The 17,043-nt window shown below is 73.3% G+C and carries 17 protein-coding genes; 12 read left to right on the forward strand and 5 right to left on the reverse strand.

What is annotated here, in order from left to right:
- Positions 1–82: 82 nt before the first annotated feature.
- The 4 genes from ACZ6Q9_RS04910 to ACZ6Q9_RS04925 all read left to right on the forward strand — a co-directional run bounded on the left by ACZ6Q9_RS04910 (position 83) and on the right by ACZ6Q9_RS04925 (position 7,582).
- Entirely contained in the window at positions 83–3,817 is a 3,735-nt protein-coding gene (locus tag ACZ6Q9_RS04910) for a multifunctional oxoglutarate decarboxylase/oxoglutarate dehydrogenase thiamine pyrophosphate-binding subunit/dihydrolipoyllysine-residue succinyltransferase subunit (protein WP_396827837.1), read from the forward strand.
- 136 nt (positions 3,818–3,953) lie between these two features.
- Complete coding sequence (locus ACZ6Q9_RS04915; protein WP_393261189.1) at positions 3,954–4,133, forward strand: DUF6104 family protein; 180 nt, start codon at positions 3,954–3,956, stop codon at positions 4,131–4,133.
- A 140-nt stretch (positions 4,134–4,273) separates the two neighbouring features.
- The gene (pta, locus tag ACZ6Q9_RS04920) at positions 4,274–6,343 is read left to right on the forward strand and encodes a phosphate acetyltransferase (RefSeq protein ID WP_393450847.1); all 2,070 of its coding nucleotides are present in this window, start codon (positions 4,274–4,276) and stop codon (positions 6,341–6,343) included.
- 120 nt (positions 6,344–6,463) lie between these two features.
- Positions 6,464–7,582: an acetate/propionate family kinase gene (locus ACZ6Q9_RS04925; RefSeq protein WP_393450844.1), complete on the forward strand. Its 1,119-nt coding sequence runs from the start codon at positions 6,464–6,466 to the stop codon at positions 7,580–7,582.
- Between the two features lie 14 nt (positions 7,583–7,596).
- On the opposite strand, the gene ACZ6Q9_RS04930 is transcribed toward ACZ6Q9_RS04925, so the two are convergent.
- Positions 7,597–7,767 carry a hypothetical protein gene (locus ACZ6Q9_RS04930; RefSeq protein ID WP_350703739.1) on the reverse strand — a complete coding sequence of 57 codons (171 nt, stop codon included), beginning with the start codon at positions 7,765–7,767 and terminating at the stop codon, positions 7,597–7,599.
- Positions 7,768–7,954: 187 nt separating this feature from the next.
- Between ACZ6Q9_RS04930 and ACZ6Q9_RS04935 the strand changes: the two genes are divergently transcribed.
- The 3 genes from ACZ6Q9_RS04935 (at position 7,955) to ACZ6Q9_RS04945 (ending at position 10,555) form a co-directional block, all read left to right on the forward strand.
- Positions 7,955–8,815 carry an alpha/beta hydrolase family protein gene (locus ACZ6Q9_RS04935; RefSeq protein ID WP_466021394.1) on the forward strand — a complete coding sequence of 287 codons (861 nt, stop codon included), beginning with the start codon at positions 7,955–7,957 and terminating at the stop codon, positions 8,813–8,815.
- Positions 8,816–8,895: 80 nt separating this feature from the next.
- On the forward strand, positions 8,896–9,426 hold the full coding sequence (locus ACZ6Q9_RS04940) for a nucleotidyltransferase domain-containing protein (protein WP_393261197.1): 531 nt from the start codon (positions 8,896–8,898) through the stop codon (positions 9,424–9,426).
- Positions 9,427–9,586: 160 nt separating this feature from the next.
- Positions 9,587–10,555: an alpha/beta hydrolase family protein gene (locus ACZ6Q9_RS04945; protein WP_393261200.1), complete on the forward strand. Its 969-nt coding sequence runs from the start codon at positions 9,587–9,589 to the stop codon at positions 10,553–10,555.
- Positions 10,556–10,603: 48 nt separating this feature from the next.
- Here the strand turns inward: ACZ6Q9_RS04945 and ACZ6Q9_RS04950 are convergent, their stop codons facing one another.
- The 3 genes from ACZ6Q9_RS04950 to ACZ6Q9_RS04960 form a co-directional block, all read right to left on the reverse strand.
- On the reverse strand, positions 10,604–11,566 hold the full coding sequence (locus ACZ6Q9_RS04950; RefSeq protein ID WP_396827840.1) for a zinc-binding dehydrogenase: 963 nt from the start codon (positions 11,564–11,566) through the stop codon (positions 10,604–10,606).
- Between the two features lie 106 nt (positions 11,567–11,672).
- Positions 11,673–12,848: an NADP-dependent malic enzyme gene (locus ACZ6Q9_RS04955; protein ID WP_396827842.1), complete on the reverse strand. Its 1,176-nt coding sequence runs from the start codon at positions 12,846–12,848 to the stop codon at positions 11,673–11,675.
- Positions 12,849–12,988: 140 nt separating this feature from the next.
- On the reverse strand, positions 12,989–13,339 hold the full coding sequence (locus ACZ6Q9_RS04960; protein WP_393261207.1) for a S24/S26 family peptidase: 351 nt from the start codon (positions 13,337–13,339) through the stop codon (positions 12,989–12,991).
- Positions 13,340–13,424: 85 nt separating this feature from the next.
- Between ACZ6Q9_RS04960 and sodN the strand changes: the two genes are divergently transcribed.
- The 3 genes from sodN to ACZ6Q9_RS04975 are packed head-to-tail and all read left to right on the forward strand — an operon-like array spanning position 13,425 to position 14,842.
- Positions 13,425–13,829 carry a superoxide dismutase, Ni gene (gene sodN / locus ACZ6Q9_RS04965; protein ID WP_357462334.1) on the forward strand — a complete coding sequence of 135 codons (405 nt, stop codon included), beginning with the start codon at positions 13,425–13,427 and terminating at the stop codon, positions 13,827–13,829.
- Positions 13,826–14,410 (forward strand): GNAT family N-acetyltransferase, encoded by a 585-nt coding sequence (locus ACZ6Q9_RS04970; RefSeq protein ID WP_396827844.1) that lies wholly within the window; start codon positions 13,826–13,828, stop codon positions 14,408–14,410. Before sodN ends, ACZ6Q9_RS04970 begins: the two co-directional genes overlap by 4 nt.
- A 24-nt stretch (positions 14,411–14,434) precedes the next feature.
- Positions 14,435–14,842 carry an ATP-binding protein gene (locus tag ACZ6Q9_RS04975; RefSeq protein WP_350703755.1) on the forward strand — a complete coding sequence of 136 codons (408 nt, stop codon included), beginning with the start codon at positions 14,435–14,437 and terminating at the stop codon, positions 14,840–14,842.
- Between the two features lie 54 nt (positions 14,843–14,896).
- Here ACZ6Q9_RS04975 and ACZ6Q9_RS04980 read toward each other — a convergent pair whose 3' ends face one another.
- On the reverse strand, positions 14,897–15,286 hold the full coding sequence (locus tag ACZ6Q9_RS04980) for a hypothetical protein (RefSeq protein ID WP_357698147.1): 390 nt from the start codon (positions 15,284–15,286) through the stop codon (positions 14,897–14,899).
- Between the two features lie 43 nt (positions 15,287–15,329).
- Here ACZ6Q9_RS04980 and ACZ6Q9_RS04985 point away from each other — a divergent pair, with 43 nt between their 5' ends.
- Both ACZ6Q9_RS04985 and ACZ6Q9_RS04990 read left to right on the forward strand, forming a co-directional pair.
- A complete protein-coding gene (locus ACZ6Q9_RS04985; protein WP_350703759.1) occupies positions 15,330–16,280 on the forward strand; it encodes a diacylglycerol/lipid kinase family protein in 951 nt (316 codons plus the stop codon).
- Between the two features lie 449 nt (positions 16,281–16,729).
- Entirely contained in the window at positions 16,730–16,987 is a 258-nt protein-coding gene (locus ACZ6Q9_RS04990; protein ID WP_007072794.1) for a WhiB family transcriptional regulator, read from the forward strand.
- The last annotated feature ends 56 nt before the right edge of the window (positions 16,988–17,043 follow it).

Here is a 17,043-nt window from a genome sequence, read left to right on the forward strand (position 1 = left end):
CGTCTCGTGGGCGCTCGCAGACAGGGCGGCACGGGGACACCGCGTGACACACAAACCCGCGTGAAAGAGGCGATTACCGGCCGTGTCGACCCAGCAGACTTCGCAGGAGAACCCACTGGCGGGTTTCGGCCCGAACGAGTGGATCGTCGAGGAGATGTACCAGCGCTACCTCGCCGACCCCACCAGCGTCGATTCGGCCTGGCACGACTTCTTCGCGGACTACCGTCCGGCGCCCGGCGCCGGCACGCCCCGCGCCGAGCAGCAGGCCCCGAAGCCGGCCGCCAAGCCGGAGCCCGCCGGGCAGCAGGAGGCGACCACCACGGTCGCGCAGCCGGCCGCCGCCAAGCCGGCGGAGAAGAAGCCGGAGGCCAAGCCGGAGAAGCCGGCCGCCAAGGCCGCCCCGGCCAAGCCGGCCGCGAAGGCCGCCCCGGCCAAGCCCGCGCCGACCAAGCCGACCGCCACCGGCCCGCAGACCACGCCGCTGCGCGGCGTGGCGGCGAAGATCGTCCAGAACATGGACGCCTCGCTCGCCGTGCCGACCGCCACCAGCGTGCGCGCCGTCCCGGCCAAGCTGCTGGTCGACAACCGCATCGTGATCAACAACCACCTCACCCGTGGGCGCGGCGGCAAGGTCAGCTTCACCCACCTCATCGGGTACGCGATGGTCCGGGCGCTGGTCGCCCACCCGGAGATGAACAACTCCTTCGCCGAGGTCGACGGCAAGCCGGTCATGGTCCGGCCCGAGCACGTCAACCTGGGCATCGCGATCGACCTGGTCAAGCCCGACGGCAGCCGCAACCTGGTGGTCCCGTCCATCAAGGGCTGCGAGCAGATGGACTTCCGGCAGTTCTGGCAGGCGTACGAGGACGTGGTCCGGCGCGCCCGCCGCAACGAGCTGACCATGGAGGACTACTCCGGCACCACGATCTCGCTGACCAACCCCGGCGGCATCGGCACCGTGCACTCGATGCCGCGGCTCATGCAGGGGCAGAGCGCGATCATCGGCGTCGGCGCGATGGAGTACCCGGCCCCCTACCAGGGCATGTCCGAGGCCACCCTGGCCGAGCTGGCGGTCAGCAAGGTCATCACCCTGACCAGCACGTACGACCACCGGATCATCCAGGGCGCGCAGTCCGGCGAGTTCCTCAAGGTCATGCACGAGCTGCTGCTGGGCGAGCACGGCTTCTACGACCAGATCTTCACCTCGCTGCGGATCCCGTACGAGCCGGTGCGCTGGATGCGCGACGTCGCGGTCAACAGCGAGGGCCAGATCAACAAGACCGCCCGGGTGCACGAGCTGATCCACGCCTACCGGGTGCGCGGGCACCTGATGGCCGACACCGACCCGCTCGAGTTCGAGATCCGCAAGCACCCGGACCTGGACGTCCTCCAGCACGGGCTGACCCTGTGGGACCTGGACCGCGAGTTCCCGGTCAACGGCTTTGCCGGCAAGCAGCGGATGAAGCTGCGCGACATCCTCGGCGTGCTGCGCGACTCGTACTGCCGCCGGGTCGGCATCGAGTACATGCACATCCAGGACCCGGAGGAGCGGCGCTGGATCCAGGAGCGGATCGAGCGCAAGTACGAGAAGCCGTCCCCGGACGAGCAGAAGCACGTGCTCAACCGGCTCAACGCCGCCGAGGCGTTCGAGACCTTCCTGCAGACCAAGTACGTCGGGCAGAAGCGCTTCTCGCTGGAGGGCGGCGAGTCGCTGATCCCGCTGCTCGGCGAGGTGCTGGAGGCGTCGGCCGAGGGCGGGCTGGACGAGGTCGTCATCGGCATGGCCCACCGCGGCCGGCTCAACGTGCTGGCGAACATCGTCGGCAAGCCGTACGAGAAGATCTTCTCGGAGTTCGAGGGGCACCTGGACCCGCGCTCCACGCAGGGCTCCGGCGACGTGAAGTACCACCTCGGTCAGAACGGCAAGTTCACCACGCCGGACGGCGACCACGCGGTCAAGGTCTCGGTGGTGGCGAACCCGTCGCACCTGGAGGCCGTCGACCCGGTGCTGGAGGGCATCGTCCGGGCCAAGCAGGACCGGATAGACCTCAAGCTGGAGGGCTACACCGTGCTGCCGCTCGCGGTGCACGGCGACGCCGCCTTCGCCGGCCAGGGCGTGGTGGCCGAGACGCTCAACCTCTCCCAACTGCGCGGCTACCGCACCGGCGGCACCGTGCACGTGGTGGTCAACAACCAGGTCGGCTTCACCACCGCCCCGGAGTACAGCCGCTCCAGCCTCTACAGCACCGACGTCGCCCGGATGATCCAGGCGCCGATCTTCCACGTCAACGGCGACGACCCCGAGGCCGTGGTCCGGGTCGCCCGGCTGGCCTTCGAGTACCGGCAGGCGTTCAACAAGGACGTCGTCATCGACATGGTCTGCTACCGCCGGCGCGGGCACAACGAGGGCGACGACCCGTCGATGTCCAACCCGCAGATGTACAAGATCATCGACTCGAAGCGGTCCGTGCGGAAGCTCTACACCGAGGAGCTGATCGGGCGCGGCGACATCACCGTGGAGGATGCGGAGGAGCTGCTGCGCGACTACCAGTCGCAGCTGGAGCGGGTCTTCAAGGCCACCCGCGACGCGGCCACCATGCCGCGCCAGCTCAGCCGCCCCAAGCGGGAGGACGAGCCGGAGCCGCAGGTGGAGACCGCCACCGACGCCGGCGTCGTCAGGGCCATCGGCGAGGCGCACGTCAACCTGCCGGAGGGCTTCACCCCGCACAAGCGGATCCAGCAGCTGCTCGACCGGCGGGCCAAGATGTCCGTCGAGGGCAACATCGACTGGGGCTTCGGCGAGATCATCGCGTTCGGCTCGCTGCTGCACGACGGGGTCACCGTCCGGCTCGCCGGTCAGGACTCCCGCCGGGGCACCTTCGTGCAGCGGCACGCCGCCGTGGTCGACGCCGAGACCGGCCAGGATCACCTGCCCCTGCAGTCGCTGACCGGCGACGGCGAGCGGTCCCGGTTCTTCGTGCACGACTCCCTGCTCAGCGAGTACGCGGCGATGGGCTTCGAGTACGGCTACTCGGTGGAGAACATCAACGCGCTGGTCTGCTGGGAGGCGCAGTTCGGCGACTTCGTCAACGGCGCCCAGTCGGTGATCGACGAGTTCATCTCCTCCGGCGAGGTGAAGTGGGGCCAGCGCTCCGCCGTCACCCTGCTGCTGCCGCACGGCCACGAGGGCCAGGGCCCGGACCACACCTCCGGCCGCCCGGAGCGGTTCCTGCAGATGTGCGCCGAGGACAACATGCGGGTGGCCATCCCGACCACCCCGGCGAACTACTTCCACCTGCTGCGGCGCCAGGCGCTCTCGCCGAAGCGCAAGCCGCTGGTGGTGTTCACGCCGAAGTCGCTGCTGCGGCACAAGCTCTGCGTCTCCTCCGTCGAGGAGTTCACCACCGGCACCTTCCAGCCGGTGCTGCGCGACCCGGGCGCCCCGGCGCCGGAGTCGGTGAAGCGGGTGCTGCTCTGCTCGGGCAAGGTCTACTACGACCTGTTCCAGGCCCGGCAGGAACGCGGCATCACCGACACCGCGATCATCCGGCTGGAGCAGCTCTACCCGATGCCGGTGGAGGAGATCCGGGCCGCGCTGGCGGCGTACCCGAACGCCGAGGACTACGCCTGGGTGCAGGAGGAGCCGGCCAACCAGGGCGCCTGGTCGTTCGTCGCGCTCAACCTGCTGGAGCACCTGGCCGACGTCCGGCTGCGCCGCATCTCCCGCCCGGCCGCGGCCGCCCCGGCCGTCGGCTCGGCGAAGATGCACGACGTCGAGCAGACCGCCCTGATCGAGGCGGCTCTCCCCCGCCCGTGACCTGAGCACCGCACCGACAACCGGGGCAGGGACCGTCGCGCTGACGGTCTCTGCCCCGTCGGCGTCCCGGCCGGCGTCCGTCCCGGATGGCCCGAACGCCCATACGCAGCAGACCGACGAGCGAGGAACGGACAGCATGTACTTCACGGACCGTGGGATCGAGGAACTGGTGCAGCGGCGGGGCGAGGAGTCCGTCAGCGTCGAGTGGCTCGGCGAGCGCCTCCGCGACTTCGTCGACCTGAACCCCGAGTTCGAGACCCCGATCGAGCGCCTCGCCACCTGGCTCGCCCGCCTCGACGACGAAGACGACGAGTAACCCACCCGTCACCTTGCGTTGATCATGAAGTTGTTGTCGCGACACGCCGAGGCGGGCGACAACAACTTCATGATCAATGGCCCGGGCGGGTGGGGCTAAGGTCCCGGGTCGGGGGAGGCGCGATCTTTTAGGGTGGGTGCGTGGCTCGGAGTGTGTACCTGACCAGCGTGGGATCCGGCGGTGGCAAGTCGACCGTCGCGCTCGGGCTGGCGGAGCTGTTGTCCCGGCAGGTCGAGCGGATCGGCGCGTTCCGGCCGCTGGTCGGCGGGCACGGCCCCGACCCGATCCTCGCCCTGCTCAGCGACCGGTACCGGATCGGCCTGCCGCTGGCCGACCTCAGCGGCACCACGTACGCCGAGGCCACCGCGCTGGTCGCCGACGGGCGGCGGGAGGAACTGATCGCCGACATCGTCACGCGCTACCGGGAGGTCGAGCGGCGCTGCCCGGCGGTGGTCGTGGTGGGCAGCGACTTCGCCGACGGCGGCGACGGCGCCGGGCCCCGCGAGCTGGCCTTCAACGCCCGGCTGGCCACCGAGTTCGGCAGCGTGGTGGTGCCCGTGGTCGACGGCTTCGGGCAGGAGCCGGCGGCGATCGCGGCGGCGGCGCGCGGGGCGTACCACGATCTGGAGGACCTCGGGGCCACGGTGCTGGCGGTCGTCGCCAACCGGGTGCCCGGCCCGATGGCCCTGCCGGACCTGCCGGTCCCCGCGTACGCCATCCCGGAGGTGCCGACCGTGTCGGCGCCGACGGTGGCCGAGGTGGCGGCGGCGCTCGGCGCCACGCTGCTGGCCGGGGACGACGACGCGCTCGGCCGCGACGTGCTCGACTACGTGGTCGGCGCGGCGCACGTGCCGACGCTGCTGGACCACCTGACCGAGGGCGCCCTGGTGATCATGCCGGGCGACCGGGACGACCTCCTGATCGGCACGAGCGCGGCGCACGTGGCCGGCCAGGTCTCGCTGGCCGGCCTGGTGCTCACCCTCGGCGAGCAGCCGGACCCACGGGCGATGCGGCTGGTGGAGGCGCTGAAGCCCGGCCTTGCGGTGCTCTCGGTGCCCAGCGACAGCTACGACACGGTGGCCGCGTCCAGCCGGATCGAGGGCCGCCCCAGCGCGGCCAACCCGCGCAAGGTGGAGGCCGCGCTCGGCGCGTTCGAGCGCTGCGTGGACACCGACGACCTGGCCCGCCGGCTGCGGGTCAGCCGCTCCGGGCGGGTCACCCCGCTGATGTTCGAGAACGACCTGATCGACCGGGCCCGGGCGCGGCGCCGGCACCTCGTGCTGCCCGAGGGGGCGGAGGAGCGGATCCTGCGGGCGACGGAGATCCTGCTGCGCCGGGGCGTCGCCGACATCACCCTGCTCGGGCGTCCCGACGACGTCGTGCGGCGGACCCGCGAGCTGGGCATCGACATCACCGGCGCGCGGGTGGTCGACCCGTTCACCAGCGAGTGGCGCGACGAGTTCGCCGTCGAGTACGCGAAGCTGCGCGCCCACCGGGGGGTCACCGCCGAGCTGGCGCACGACATCGTCGCCCAGCCGAACTACTTCGGCACCCTGATGGTGCAGACCGGGCACGCCGACGGGATGGTCTCCGGGGCGACCCACACCACCGCCGCCACGATCCGGCCGGCCTTCGAGATCATCCGTACGGTGCCGGGGGTCTCGGTCGCCTCCAGCGTCTTCTTCATGCTGCTGGCCGACCGGGTACTGGTCTACGGCGACTGCGCGGTCAACCCCGACCCGGACGCCGCCCAGCTCGCCGACATCGCCATCTCCTCGGCGGACACCGCCGCCCGGTTCGGCATCGAGCCGCGGGTCGCCATGCTCTCCTACTCCACCGGCAGCTCCGGGGCGGGCGCCGACGTGGAGAAGGTCGCGGCGGCCACGAAACTGGTCCGGGAGCGCCGCCCCGACCTGCTGGTCGAGGGGCCGATCCAGTACGACGCGGCGATCGACCCGGCGGTCGCGGCGACGAAGCTGCCCGGCAGCACGGTCGCCGGCCGGGCCACGGTCTTCGTCTTCCCCGACCTGAACACGGGCAACAACACGTACAAGGCGGTGCAGCGCTCCGCCGGGGCGGTGGCCGTCGGGCCGGTGATGCAGGGCCTGCGCCGGCCGGTGAACGACCTGTCCCGGGGAGCCACCGTGCCGGACATCGTGAACACCGTGGCGATCACCGCCATCCAGGCCGCGGCCGAGGAGTCGTCATGAGCGAGCGAAGCGAGCGAATCAGCAGGCTCAGGGCGACGGTGCCTCATGGCGGCACGCAGCGAAGCGGAGTGTCGTCATGAGTGCCCGGGTCGGCCCGGCCGCCGCCGGAAGGAGGCGCCCGTGAGCCGGGTGCTCGTGCTCAACTGCGGATCGTCGTCGGTGAAGTACCGGCTCTTCGACGGCGACCGGGTGCTCGACAGGGGCACCGTGGAGCGGGTCGGCGAGCCGGGCGGCGGCCCGGCCGACCACGAGACCGCCGTCCGGGAGATCCTCGCCGGGCTCGACCTGGCCGGGCTGGCCGCCGTCGGGCACCGGGTGGTCCACGGCGGCAAGCGGTTCGGCGAGCCCGTCCTGCTCGACGACGCGGTGCTCGCCGCGATCCGCGACCTGATCCCGCTCGCGCCGCTGCACAACCCCGCCAACCTGACCGGCATCGAGGTCGCCCTGGCCGCGCTGCCGGACGTGCCGCAGGTCGCCGTCTTCGACACCGCGTTCCACACCACGCTGCCCGAGGCCGCCGCGACCTACGCGGTCGAGCGGGACACCGCAGAGCGGTACGGCATCCGGCGGTACGGGTTCCACGGCACCTCGCACGCGTACGTGTCCCGGCGCGCCGCCGAGCTGCTCGGCCGCCCGTACGCGGAGGTGAACACGATCACCCTGCACCTGGGCAACGGGGCCAGCGCCTGCGCGGTCGCCGGCGGCCGGAGCGTGGCCACCTCGATGGGGATGTCTCCGCTGGAGGGCCTGGTGATGGGCACCCGCAGCGGCGACCTCGACCCGACCGTCATCTTCCACCTGCGCCGGGAGGGCGGGCTCTCCGTCGACGAGATCGACGACCTGCTCAACCACCGCAGCGGCCTGCTCGGGCTGACCGGCGCCAACGACATGCGCGAGGTCCTCGGGCGCCGGGCGGACGGCGATCCGGCGGCCACGCTCGCCTTCGACGTCTACTGCCGGCGGATCACCGGCTACGTCGGGGCGTACTACGCGCTGCTCGGGCGGGTGGACGCGATCGCCTTCACCGCCGGAGTCGGCGAGCACGCCGCGCCGGTGCGCGCCGCCGCGCTGGCCGGCCTGGACCGGCTCGGCATCGCGGTGGACCCGGAGCGCAACGCCGGCAGCGGCGACCGGGTCATCTCCCCCGAGGGTGCCGAGGTGACGGTCTTCGTCCTCGGCACCGACGAGGAGCGCGAGATCGCCCTCCAGACGCGGGCCGTGGTCGGCGCCGCCGGCTGACCCGGGCCCGGGCGTCAGCTCAGGGCGAGCCAGGCGAGAAGGGCGACCAGTACGACCGCGACCGCCCCGGCGCCGACGAGCAGCGGCGTGCGGGAGGCGCCGGCCGGCGCCTCGGGCTCGGCGGTGTTGGCGAAGGCGCGGAACGCCGCGGTGTTGCCGCTCGGGTCCGTGTGGTTCTCAGGCATGCCGGTGACCCTAGCCAAGTCGCTACCGCCCCGTCGTCCGTCACGCGCCGCCCGACTCCAGGTCGGGCCGGCCGGTGGACGGGATCCGCCCGGCCGACGGGAGTGTCCGGCCGGACGGTGGGGACGGTCCGGACGACCCGGCACCTACCGTGGAACGGTGGGGGTGAAGCGGCTGGTCGCCGTGCTGATGACGGCGCTGCTGGCGGGCTGCGCGCCGGCCACCGCCGCGCCCGGGAGCGGCGCGCCGCCGGGCCGTCCGGCCCCCGAGACGACGTACGCCGTCGGGGTGCGGACGTTCACCGTCGACCCCACCTCGGCTCGGCCGCTCCCGGTGACCGTCTGGTACCCGGCGGACGGGGACGCGGTGGCGGCGGGCCGGTTCCCGGTGGTGGTCTACAGCCACGGGCTGCACAGCCTTCCCGAGCTGCACGCCGGGCTGACCAGGCGCTGGGCCGCCGCCGGCTTCGTGGTGGCCGCCCCGGCCTACCCGCACACCCGGCGCGGGGCGCCCCGGTTCAGCCGCGCCGACGTACGCCACCAGCCGGCCGACGGCTGGCGCCTCGTCCGGCACCTGGTGCGGCTCGACGCCCGGCGCGGTGACCCGCTCGCCGGGCACCTCGACGTCACCCGGTTCGCCGCCGCCGGCCACTCGGCGGGCGGCTTCACCACGGCGGGGATGTTCACCTCGGGACGGTCGGGGCGGCTGCGGGCCGGCATCGTCATCGCCGGCGGCGGCATGGCGGGCAGTTTCGCCGGCCCGGCGGCGCCGCTGCTGTTCGTGCACGGCACGGCCGACCCGATCGTGCCGGCGTCGGTCGGGCGGGCCGCGTACGACCGCACGACCGGCCCGGCCGCCTTCCTGAGCCTGCTCGGTCAGGGCCACGGCGAGTACCTGACCCCGGGGCGGCCCGGCTTCGACCAGGTCCTCGCCACCACCACGGACTTCCTCCGCTGGACCCTCTACGGTGACCCGGACGCCGGCCGGCGCCTGCCCGGCGGCGCCCGCTCCCCCGGCGTGACGGCGTTCGAGACCCGCCCCGCCCGCTGACCGCCGCACCGGCCGCCCTGGACGCCTCCGGTGCGGGTGACGCTCTGGCGCGGCGGGGGCCGCCGGGCTACCGTGCGGCCGTGGACGGTCTGGCGGGGCGACAACTCGACGGCATCGCCGAGCTGGCCGGGCTGGCGTCGGCGGCCGGCGTCGAGGTGTGGCTGCGGGGCGGCTGGGCGATGGACTTCCACCTGGGCGAGGTGACCCGGCCGCACGTCGACGTCGACTGGTACTGCTGGCGCGCCGACGCGGAGCGGCTGGCCGGCCTGCTGCGGGCACACGGCTGGCGGCCAGACCCGAGGATGCCCGTCCACCTCCAGCTCGACCTGATCCGCGACGACGTCGAGGTGAGCGTCGCGTACCTGGCGCGGGACGCGGCCGGCCGGGTGGTGGTGGGCGCCGGCCCGTGGGCGGGCACCCCACTGCCCGACGGCATGCTGACCGGTCCGCCCGGCCGGATCGGCCCGCTGGCCGTCCCGGTGATCTCGGTGGCCGCCCAGATCGAGTTCAAGGAGATGTTTCCCGTCTGGATGCCGGGGCGCCCCCGCCGCCCCAAGGACGCCGCCGATCTGGCGCGCCTGCGCGCCGCCGTCGCCGACGCCCGTTCGTGACCGGTTGACGCCCGGGCGACCGGCGAACCGGGCGACCGGGCTCGCCTCGATCGCGCGTCCGGCACCCGAGTCGGACGAGCCGGCACGAGCCGGTCACGCGGCCGGTGCGCTGCGTCGATCCCGGGTGGGGCGGGTGGCGCGGCGAGGCACAATCGGAGCCATGTCGCGTCGCGCCACCCCCGCTCTGCTCGCCACGGCCCTGCTCGCCGCCGGTCTGGTCGGCTGCTCCGCCGACGCCGGTCCGGTCGCCCGCCCGGCCGCTCCCGTCGAATCGCCGAAGGCGAGCACCCCGGCGCCGCTGGTGCCCGCCGGCACCGCCCCCGAGAAGGCGTTCGCCGTCGGCGTACGACAGCTCGAGCTGAACCGCGACGGGGACCGGCCGCTGCCGGTGACCGTCTGGTACCCCGCGGCCGGGGAGGCCGGCGGGCAGCCGGAGCGCTCAGCGGCGGCCGCGAGGGGGAAGTTTCCCGTCGTCATGTTCAGCCACGGCCTGAACGGGCGGCCGGCCGACTACGAGAAGCTGCTGACCCGCTGGGCTGCGGCCGGGTTCGTGGTGGCCGCCCCGACCTTCCCGCACACCGCGCGGGGCGGCGACGGCAACGTGCTCGACGTGCTCAACCAGCCCGCCGACGTGTCGTACGCGCTCACCCAGGTGCTCGCCCTCGACGGCCGGAGCGGCGACCCGCTGCGCGGCCGGCTGGCCACCGACCGGGTGGCCGCGGCCGGGCACTCGGCCGGCGGGGTGACCACGATCGGCCTCTTCACCGCCGGCCGCGACGAGCGGCTGGACGCCGGCGTGGTCTTCGCCGGCACCGCCCTCGGTGTCGGCACCGCCTTCGCGGGCGCCGCCGCGCCGCAGCTCTTCGTGCACGGCGAGGCTGACGAGGTGGTCGAGTACGCCGCCGGCAAGGCCGCCTACGACAAGGTGCCCTGGCCGAAGGCCATGCTGAGCCTGCCGAAGGGCGACCACGGCCGGGCCCTGCTCAGCGACGGCGACGCCCTGCGGGTGGTCTCCGACACCACGGTCGAGTTCCTGCGCTGGTCCCTCTACGGCGACGAGGCCGCCAAGCGCCGCATCCCCACCGACGCCGCCCGCCACGACATCGCCACCCTCGACAACCGCCTCTGAGCGGCCACGCCCCGCCGGACGGCGAGCGGGCGCGGCCGCCGGGGGCCGTCAGGCGGTGTGGTCGACGACGACCTTGCCGAAGACGTCGCCGGAGTGCAGGCGGGCGAAGGCGTCGGCGACCCGGCTGAACGGGACGACCGTGTCCACCACCGGGCGCACCCCCCGCTCGGCGCAGAACGCGAGCAGGGCGGACAGCTCGTCGGGGGTGCCCATCGAGGTGCCCAGGATCTCCAGCTGCATGGCGAAGACCCGGCGCAGGTTGACCTTCGGCTCGTGCCCGGCGGTCGCGCCGGAGACCACGATCCGGGCCATCGGCGCGGCGGACTTCAGCGAGTGGTCGAACGTGGCCGCCCCGACCGTCTCGATCACCACGCCGACCCGCTCGGGCAGCCGCGTGCCGGGCTCGACGGCGGTGGCGCCCAGCTCGGCGATCCGCTCCCGCTTGCCGGCGTCGCGGCTGGTCGCGTACACCCGCTTGCCCATCGCCGCGGCGAGCGCGACGGCCGCGGTCGCCACGCCGCCCCCGGCGCCCTGGACCAGCACGGCGTCGGCGTCGTCGACCCGACCCACGGTGGTCAGCATCCGCCACGCGGTCAGCCAGGCGGTCGGCAGGCAGGCCGCATCCGTCGCCGCCAGGCCCGCCGGCAGCGGCACCAGGTTGGACCGGGGCACGGCGACCCGCTCGGCCAGCGTGCCGGGGAAGTGCTCGGAGAGGATGGAGACGCCGCGCGGGTCGCCCGGGGTGGCGACCACCGGGTAGACGACGACCTCGTTGCCGTCCGGGTCCACCCCGACGGCGTCGCAGCCGAGGATCATCGGCAGTTGCTCCGCGCGCAGCCCCACGCCGCGCAGCGACCAGAGGTCGTGGTGGTTGAGGGAGCTGGCCCGCACCTGCACGGTCACCCAGTCGTCGGCCGGGTGGGTGGGCTCGGGCTGCTCGCCGACGGTGAGCGCGGCGAGCGGGTTGGCGTCGTCGAGGCGGGAGGCGAAGGCGGCACGCATGATCGGCACGGTAACAAGCCGAACGGCCGACAAGAAGGGCTGCTCGCCGTGCGACGGGTGTAAGGAAGGGCCCCTTCCTATCGCATAGCGATAGGAAGGGGCCCTTCCTTACACCTCAGCGGGTGACGCCGTCGCGGCGGGCGGCCTCGGCGACCGCCTCAGCCACCGCGGGGGCGACCCGGGGGTCGAGCGGGGACGGGACGATCGCCTCGGCGGTGAGCGACTCGGCCACGACGCCCGCGATGGCGTCGGCGGCGGCCACCTTCATGCCGTCGGTGATGCGGGTGGCCCGGGCGTCCAGCGCGCCCCGGAACACGCCCGGGAACGCCAGCACGTTGTTGATCTGGTTGGGGTAGTCGCTGCGGCCGGTGGCGACGACGGCCACGTGCCGGGCGGCCACCTCGGGGTGCACCTCGGGCGTCGGATTGGCCAGCGCGAAGACGATGCCCCCCGCCGCCATGCCCGCCACCGCCTGCTCCGGGATCTGCCCGCCGGAGACGCCGATCAGCACGTCCGCGCCGCGCAGCGCCTCGGCGATGTCGCCCTCGCGGCCGTCGGCGTTCGTCATCGCGGCCAGCTCGGCCTTCGTGCCGGTCAGCCCGGCCCGGTGCCGGCCGATGATGCCCTTGGAGTCGCAGACCACCACCTGGTCCGGGTCCACGCCGCCGGCGACCAGCATCTTCGTCACCGCCACCCCGGCGGCGCCGGCGCCGCTGACCGCCACCCGCAGGTCGCCGAGCTTGCGGTTGAGCAGGGTGGCGGCGTTGCGCAGCGCGGCGAGCACGACGATCGCGGTGCCGTGCTGGTCGTCGTGGAAGACCGGGATGTCCAGGGCCTCGTCGAGCCGGCGCTCCACCTCGAAGCAGCGCGGGGCGCTGATGTCCTCCAGGTTGATCCCGCCGAACGACGGCGCCAGCGCCCGCACCACCGCGACGATCTCGTCCACGTCCTGCGTGTCCAGGCAGACCGGCACGGCGTCGACGCCGGCGAACTGCTTGAACAGCACCGCCTTGCCCTCCATCACCGGCAGCGCCGCGCGCGGGCCGATGTTGCCCAGCCCGAGTACGGCCGAGCCGTCGGTGACGACGGCCACGGTGTGCGCGGCCCAGGTGTAGTCGTCGGCGACGCTCGGGTCGGCGGCGATCGCCTCGCAGACCCGGGCCACCCCCGGGGTGTACGCGAGGGAGAGATCCTCCCGGCTTGTCAGCGGGACGGTCGAGGCGACGGCCATCTTGCCGCCCCGGTGCAGCCGGAAGACGGGATCAGCGGGGTCCACGGTGGACGATGACATGGTGACTCCAGGATCTGTCGAGCAGACGGAGCGGCCGGCGCGGGCGCGAGGTGAGGCGCCCAGCGGCGACACGCGGTGCGGGGGTCACCCGGGCACGCCCCGAGCATAGTGTCGCCACCATCACCCGGATGTGAGCGGGGTCATAACCGACGCCGACGCACCCGTCCGGGGCGGGGCCAGTAGCGCGCCACCACCCGGCCCCGCACGTCGGCCACCCCGTACGCCCGGGAGTCGTCGGTGACGAGGTCGTTGTCGCCGGCCAGCCACCAGCCGCCGTCCTCGGCGCGGACCGCGCGCTTGACCACGAGCAGCTCGGGGCGGCTGCGGAACACCGCGACCACGACGTCGCCGGGGCGGACGGCCCGCCCGCCGGGGCGGACCAGCACCGCGTCGCCGTGCCGCAGCGTGGGCGACATGGACGGACCGGTCACCAGCACGGCGGTCAGCGGCCACCGCAGCCGGGGTGCCCCTGCCGGGTGAGCCGCCCCCATCGGTTTCACCTCCACCCGGCCTCTCGGCACGCGTCCAGGAGTAATGTCGTGTTGGATCATCGCAAACTTCCCATGGAGGATCCTGATGCGACTTCCACGCATCCTTACGCCCCGCGTGACCGCCAGCGCCCACTGCGACCTGCCCTGCGGCGTCTACGACCCGGCCCAGGCCCGGATCGAGGCCGAGTCGGTGAAGGCGATCTGCGAGAAGTACCAGGCCAACACCGACCCGGAGTTCCGCACCCGCGCCATCCTGATCAAGGAGCAGCGCGCCGACCTGGTGAAGCACCACCTGTGGGTGCTCTGGACCGACTACTTCAAGCCGGCCCACTTCGAGAAGTACCCGCACCTGCACCAGCTCTTCAACGAGGCCACCAAGCTGGCCGGCGCCGCCGGCGCGAAGGGCGGCACCGACCCGGCCAAGGCCGACGAGCTGCTGCAGAAGATCGACGAGATCTCCAAGATCTTCTGGGAGACCAAGAAGGCGTGACCCTCGCCGGTCCGCCGACGATCCGGCCGGCACGTCCCGGGGACGTGCCGGCCGTCGTCGCCATGGTGCACGAGCTGGCGGCGTACGAACGCGCCGCCGACGAGTGCCACCTCACGGAGGAACAGCTCACCGCCGCCCTGTTCGCGTCTGCTCCAGGTCGCGGCGCGGCGTCGGACGCGCCGAGCTGGAGCAGTCGTGGCCCGGCCCCGGCGCTCTACGGGCACGTGGCCGTCGACGCCGACGACGAACCGGTGGGCTTCGCGCTGTGGTTCCTCAACTTCTCCACCTGGGCCGGGGTGCACGGCATCTACCTGGAGGACCTCTACGTCCGCCCGGCCGCCCGGGGCACCGGCGCGGGGCGGCTGCTGCTGGCGACCCTCGCCGCGATCTGCGTGGAGCGGGGCTACCAGCGGCTGGAGTGGTGGATGATCGACTGGAACCCGGCCGCCGGCTTCTACGCCTCGATCGGGGCGCGGCAGATGTCCGAGTGGGTCCCCTACCGGCTCAGCGGGGACGCCCTGGCCGGCCTGGCCGCGCAGGCACGTGGCGGCCCCCACACGTCCGGGCGACCGAGCGGGTAGAGTCCCCGACCGGGGGGATGAGTGGTGACTCAACTGACCGGGCAGCCGACGACCGACGACGACGTCGTGCACCTCACCGTGCCCGCGGACGGGGGCTACCTCGGGGTGTTGCGCACCGCCACCGCCGGGCTCGCGGCGCGGCTCCAGTTCGCCCTCGACGAGATCGAGGACCTGCGCATCGCCGTGGACGAGGCGTGCGCCATGCTGCTCGCCATCGCCACCCGCGACGCCGAACTCGACTGCCGGTTCGCGGTCACCGACGACGCGCTCACCGTCGAGGTGACGGTGCCGACCGTCCGGGGCGCCACGCTGCCGGCGGAGTCGTCGTTCGCCTGGAAGGTGCTCACCGCGCTCACCACGTCGGCGTCCGCGAGCGCCGCCGACGGCCGGGCCACCATCTCGCTGCTCACCCGGCGCGCCTCCGGATACTGAGCCGCCCGCCCCCGGCGGTGCGCCGCCGGACGCTCCGGCACCCCCGGCGGGGCGTCACTCGAAGCCGAGGGCCCGCGTGGTCGGGGTGCTCACCAGCAGCGCGGTGACGCCGAGACCGAGCGCCATCAGCGGTACGCCGAGCCAGGCCACCCCGCCCTGGACCATGAACCACCCCACCGGCAGCAGCATGAGCTGGAGCACGATCGCCGGGGCGCGGGCGCCCGCCCGGCGTCGGGCCAGCGCGCCGCCGAGCGCCCAGAGCGCCGCCGCCGCACCGACCGCGAACGCGGTCACCAGCAACGCCGAGGTGAGGTCGGTGGTGGTGGCGGTGAGATCGGCCCAGACCAGCCACGCGGCGACCAGCCCCACGGCGACCGCCTCGCCCCACAGCAGCCGGACCGCCCAGCGGAGGGTGACGGGTATCGGGTCCGAGTCGATGGTCACGCGCGCCACGATACCCGGGCTACCGCGCGGTACAGTGCCGCCCATGCGGGCCGTCCTGGTGGTCAATCCGAAGGCCACCACCACGAGCGAGCGCAGCCGGGACGTGCTGGTCCGGGCGCTGCGCAGCGAAGTCGACCTCTCCGTGCGCTACACCCGGCGACGCGGGCACGCGACCGACCTCGCCCGGGAGGCGGCCGAGGAGGGCGTCGACGTCGTCGTCACGCTCGGTGGCGACGGCACGGTCAACGAGGTGGTCAACGGCCTGATGACGGCCGAGCCGCCGACCATGCCGGGCGCCGCCTCGCCGGCCGAGCGGCTGCCCGCCCTGGCGACCGTGCCCGGGGGCTCGACCAACGTCTTCGCCCGGGCGCTCGGCCTGCCCAGGGACTGGCCGGACGGGGCCAGCATGATCCTGGAGGGCCTGCGGCTGGGCCGGTACCGGACCATCGGGCTCGGCCGCGCCGACGACCGCTACTTCACCTTCTGCGCGGGCTTCGGCGTCGACGCGGCGGTCATCCACCGGGTGGAGCAGGCCCGGCGGCGGGGCCGGGTCTCCACCCCCGCGCTCTACTTCCGCGCCACGGTCGCCCAGTACTTCCTCAACTCCGACCGTCGGCATCCGGCGATCAGCCTGGAGCGGCCGGGCGAGCCGGCGGAGGGCGAGCTGGCCACGGTCATCATCCAGAACACCGCGCCGTGGACGTACCTGGGCGACCGGGAGGTCAACCCGAACCCGGAGGCGTCGTTCGACCTGGGCCTGGACGTGCTGGCGCTGCGGCAGCTCCGGGTCGCCAGTACGACACGGACGGTGACACAGTTCTTCGCCCGGACGCCCGACCCGCACGGCCGCCAGGTGCTGCGGCTGCACGACGTCGCGGAGTTCACCCTGCTCTCGGCCCGCCCACAGGCGTTCCAGCTCGACGGCGACTACCTCGGCGAGCGGGAGAAAGTCAGATTCACATCCATTCCCGCCGCACTGAGAGTAATCTGCTAGGTCTCGGGTACTGCCGTAGGTCGACGCGGCGACGACCGCACCGACCGGAGCGGCCGCCACACCGAGAGGCAGGTGCCGGAAATGTCAGCAATGTCACGCGGACTGTACTATATTGATCCTCGGCTGTGGTACGCCGGGTAACCGGGAAGACGCCGGAATCCGGACAAATGGGTTGTGGGCTTGCTCACCGCCTGGAGTTTTTCCGAGCGCCACCCTTGACATCCCGAGCGTTCGTGAAAGTATTCACAAGCGAACTTGAGTTACCGGGACATTGCCTGGATATGCTCGGCAGGTTGAGCTGTTCCAGCAGGTCCGCGGGGCCAACAACAGCCTGCTCACGCACTGCCGAATAAGCGGACGCGAACCGTCACCGTCGGCGCTGCGGATGCATATAGGAAAAGCACCAAAGCAATATCTGCCACCCACCCAGAATGAGGAGTGTTGCCGCCATGGACTGGCGTCACCATGCTGTCTGCCGCGACGAGGACCCGGAGCTGTTCTTCCCGATCGGGACGTCCGGACCGGCTCTCCTGCAGGTCGAGCAGGCCAAGGCCGTCTGCCGGCGCTGCTCCGTGACCGACCAGTGCCTGCAGTGGGCGCTGGAGTCCGGTCAGGACGCTGGCGTCTGGGGCGGGATGAGCGAGGAGGAGCGGCGCGCCGTGAAGCGCCGCGGTGGCCTCCGGGTGCTGCGCGCTCACTCCGCCTAATCCCACGCACCACAGCTGCACGCCCCGGCCGGGTCCGCCCGCCGGGGCGTCTCGCT

Source organism: Micromonospora sp. NPDC049139, assembly GCF_055586845.1.

Excerpts from the sequence above, each read along its gene's own strand:
- ACZ6Q9_RS04960 (WP_393261207.1), bottom strand. The coding sequence starts at position 13,339 with ATGGGGGCGGCTCACCCGGCAGGGGCACCCCGGCTGCGGTGGCCGCTG.
- ACZ6Q9_RS04930 (WP_350703739.1), bottom strand. The coding sequence starts at position 7,767 with ATGCCTGAGAACCACACGGACCCGAGCGGCAACACCGCGGCGTTCCGC.
- ACZ6Q9_RS04915 (WP_393261189.1), top strand. The coding sequence starts at position 3,954 with ATGTACTTCACGGACCGTGGGATCGAGGAACTGGTGCAGCGGCGGGGC.
- ACZ6Q9_RS04955 (WP_396827842.1), bottom strand. The coding sequence starts at position 12,848 with ATGTCATCGTCCACCGTGGACCCCGCTGATCCCGTCTTCCGGCTGCAC.
- ACZ6Q9_RS04985 (WP_350703759.1), top strand. The coding sequence starts at position 15,330 with ATGCGGGCCGTCCTGGTGGTCAATCCGAAGGCCACCACCACGAGCGAG.
- ACZ6Q9_RS04935 (WP_466021394.1), top strand. The coding sequence starts at position 7,955 with ATGACGGCGCTGCTGGCGGGCTGCGCGCCGGCCACCGCCGCGCCCGGG.
- ACZ6Q9_RS04990 (WP_007072794.1), top strand. The coding sequence starts at position 16,730 with ATGGACTGGCGTCACCATGCTGTCTGCCGCGACGAGGACCCGGAGCTG.
- ACZ6Q9_RS04945 (WP_393261200.1), top strand. The coding sequence starts at position 9,587 with ATGTCGCGTCGCGCCACCCCCGCTCTGCTCGCCACGGCCCTGCTCGCC.
- sodN (WP_357462334.1), top strand. The coding sequence starts at position 13,425 with ATGCGACTTCCACGCATCCTTACGCCCCGCGTGACCGCCAGCGCCCAC.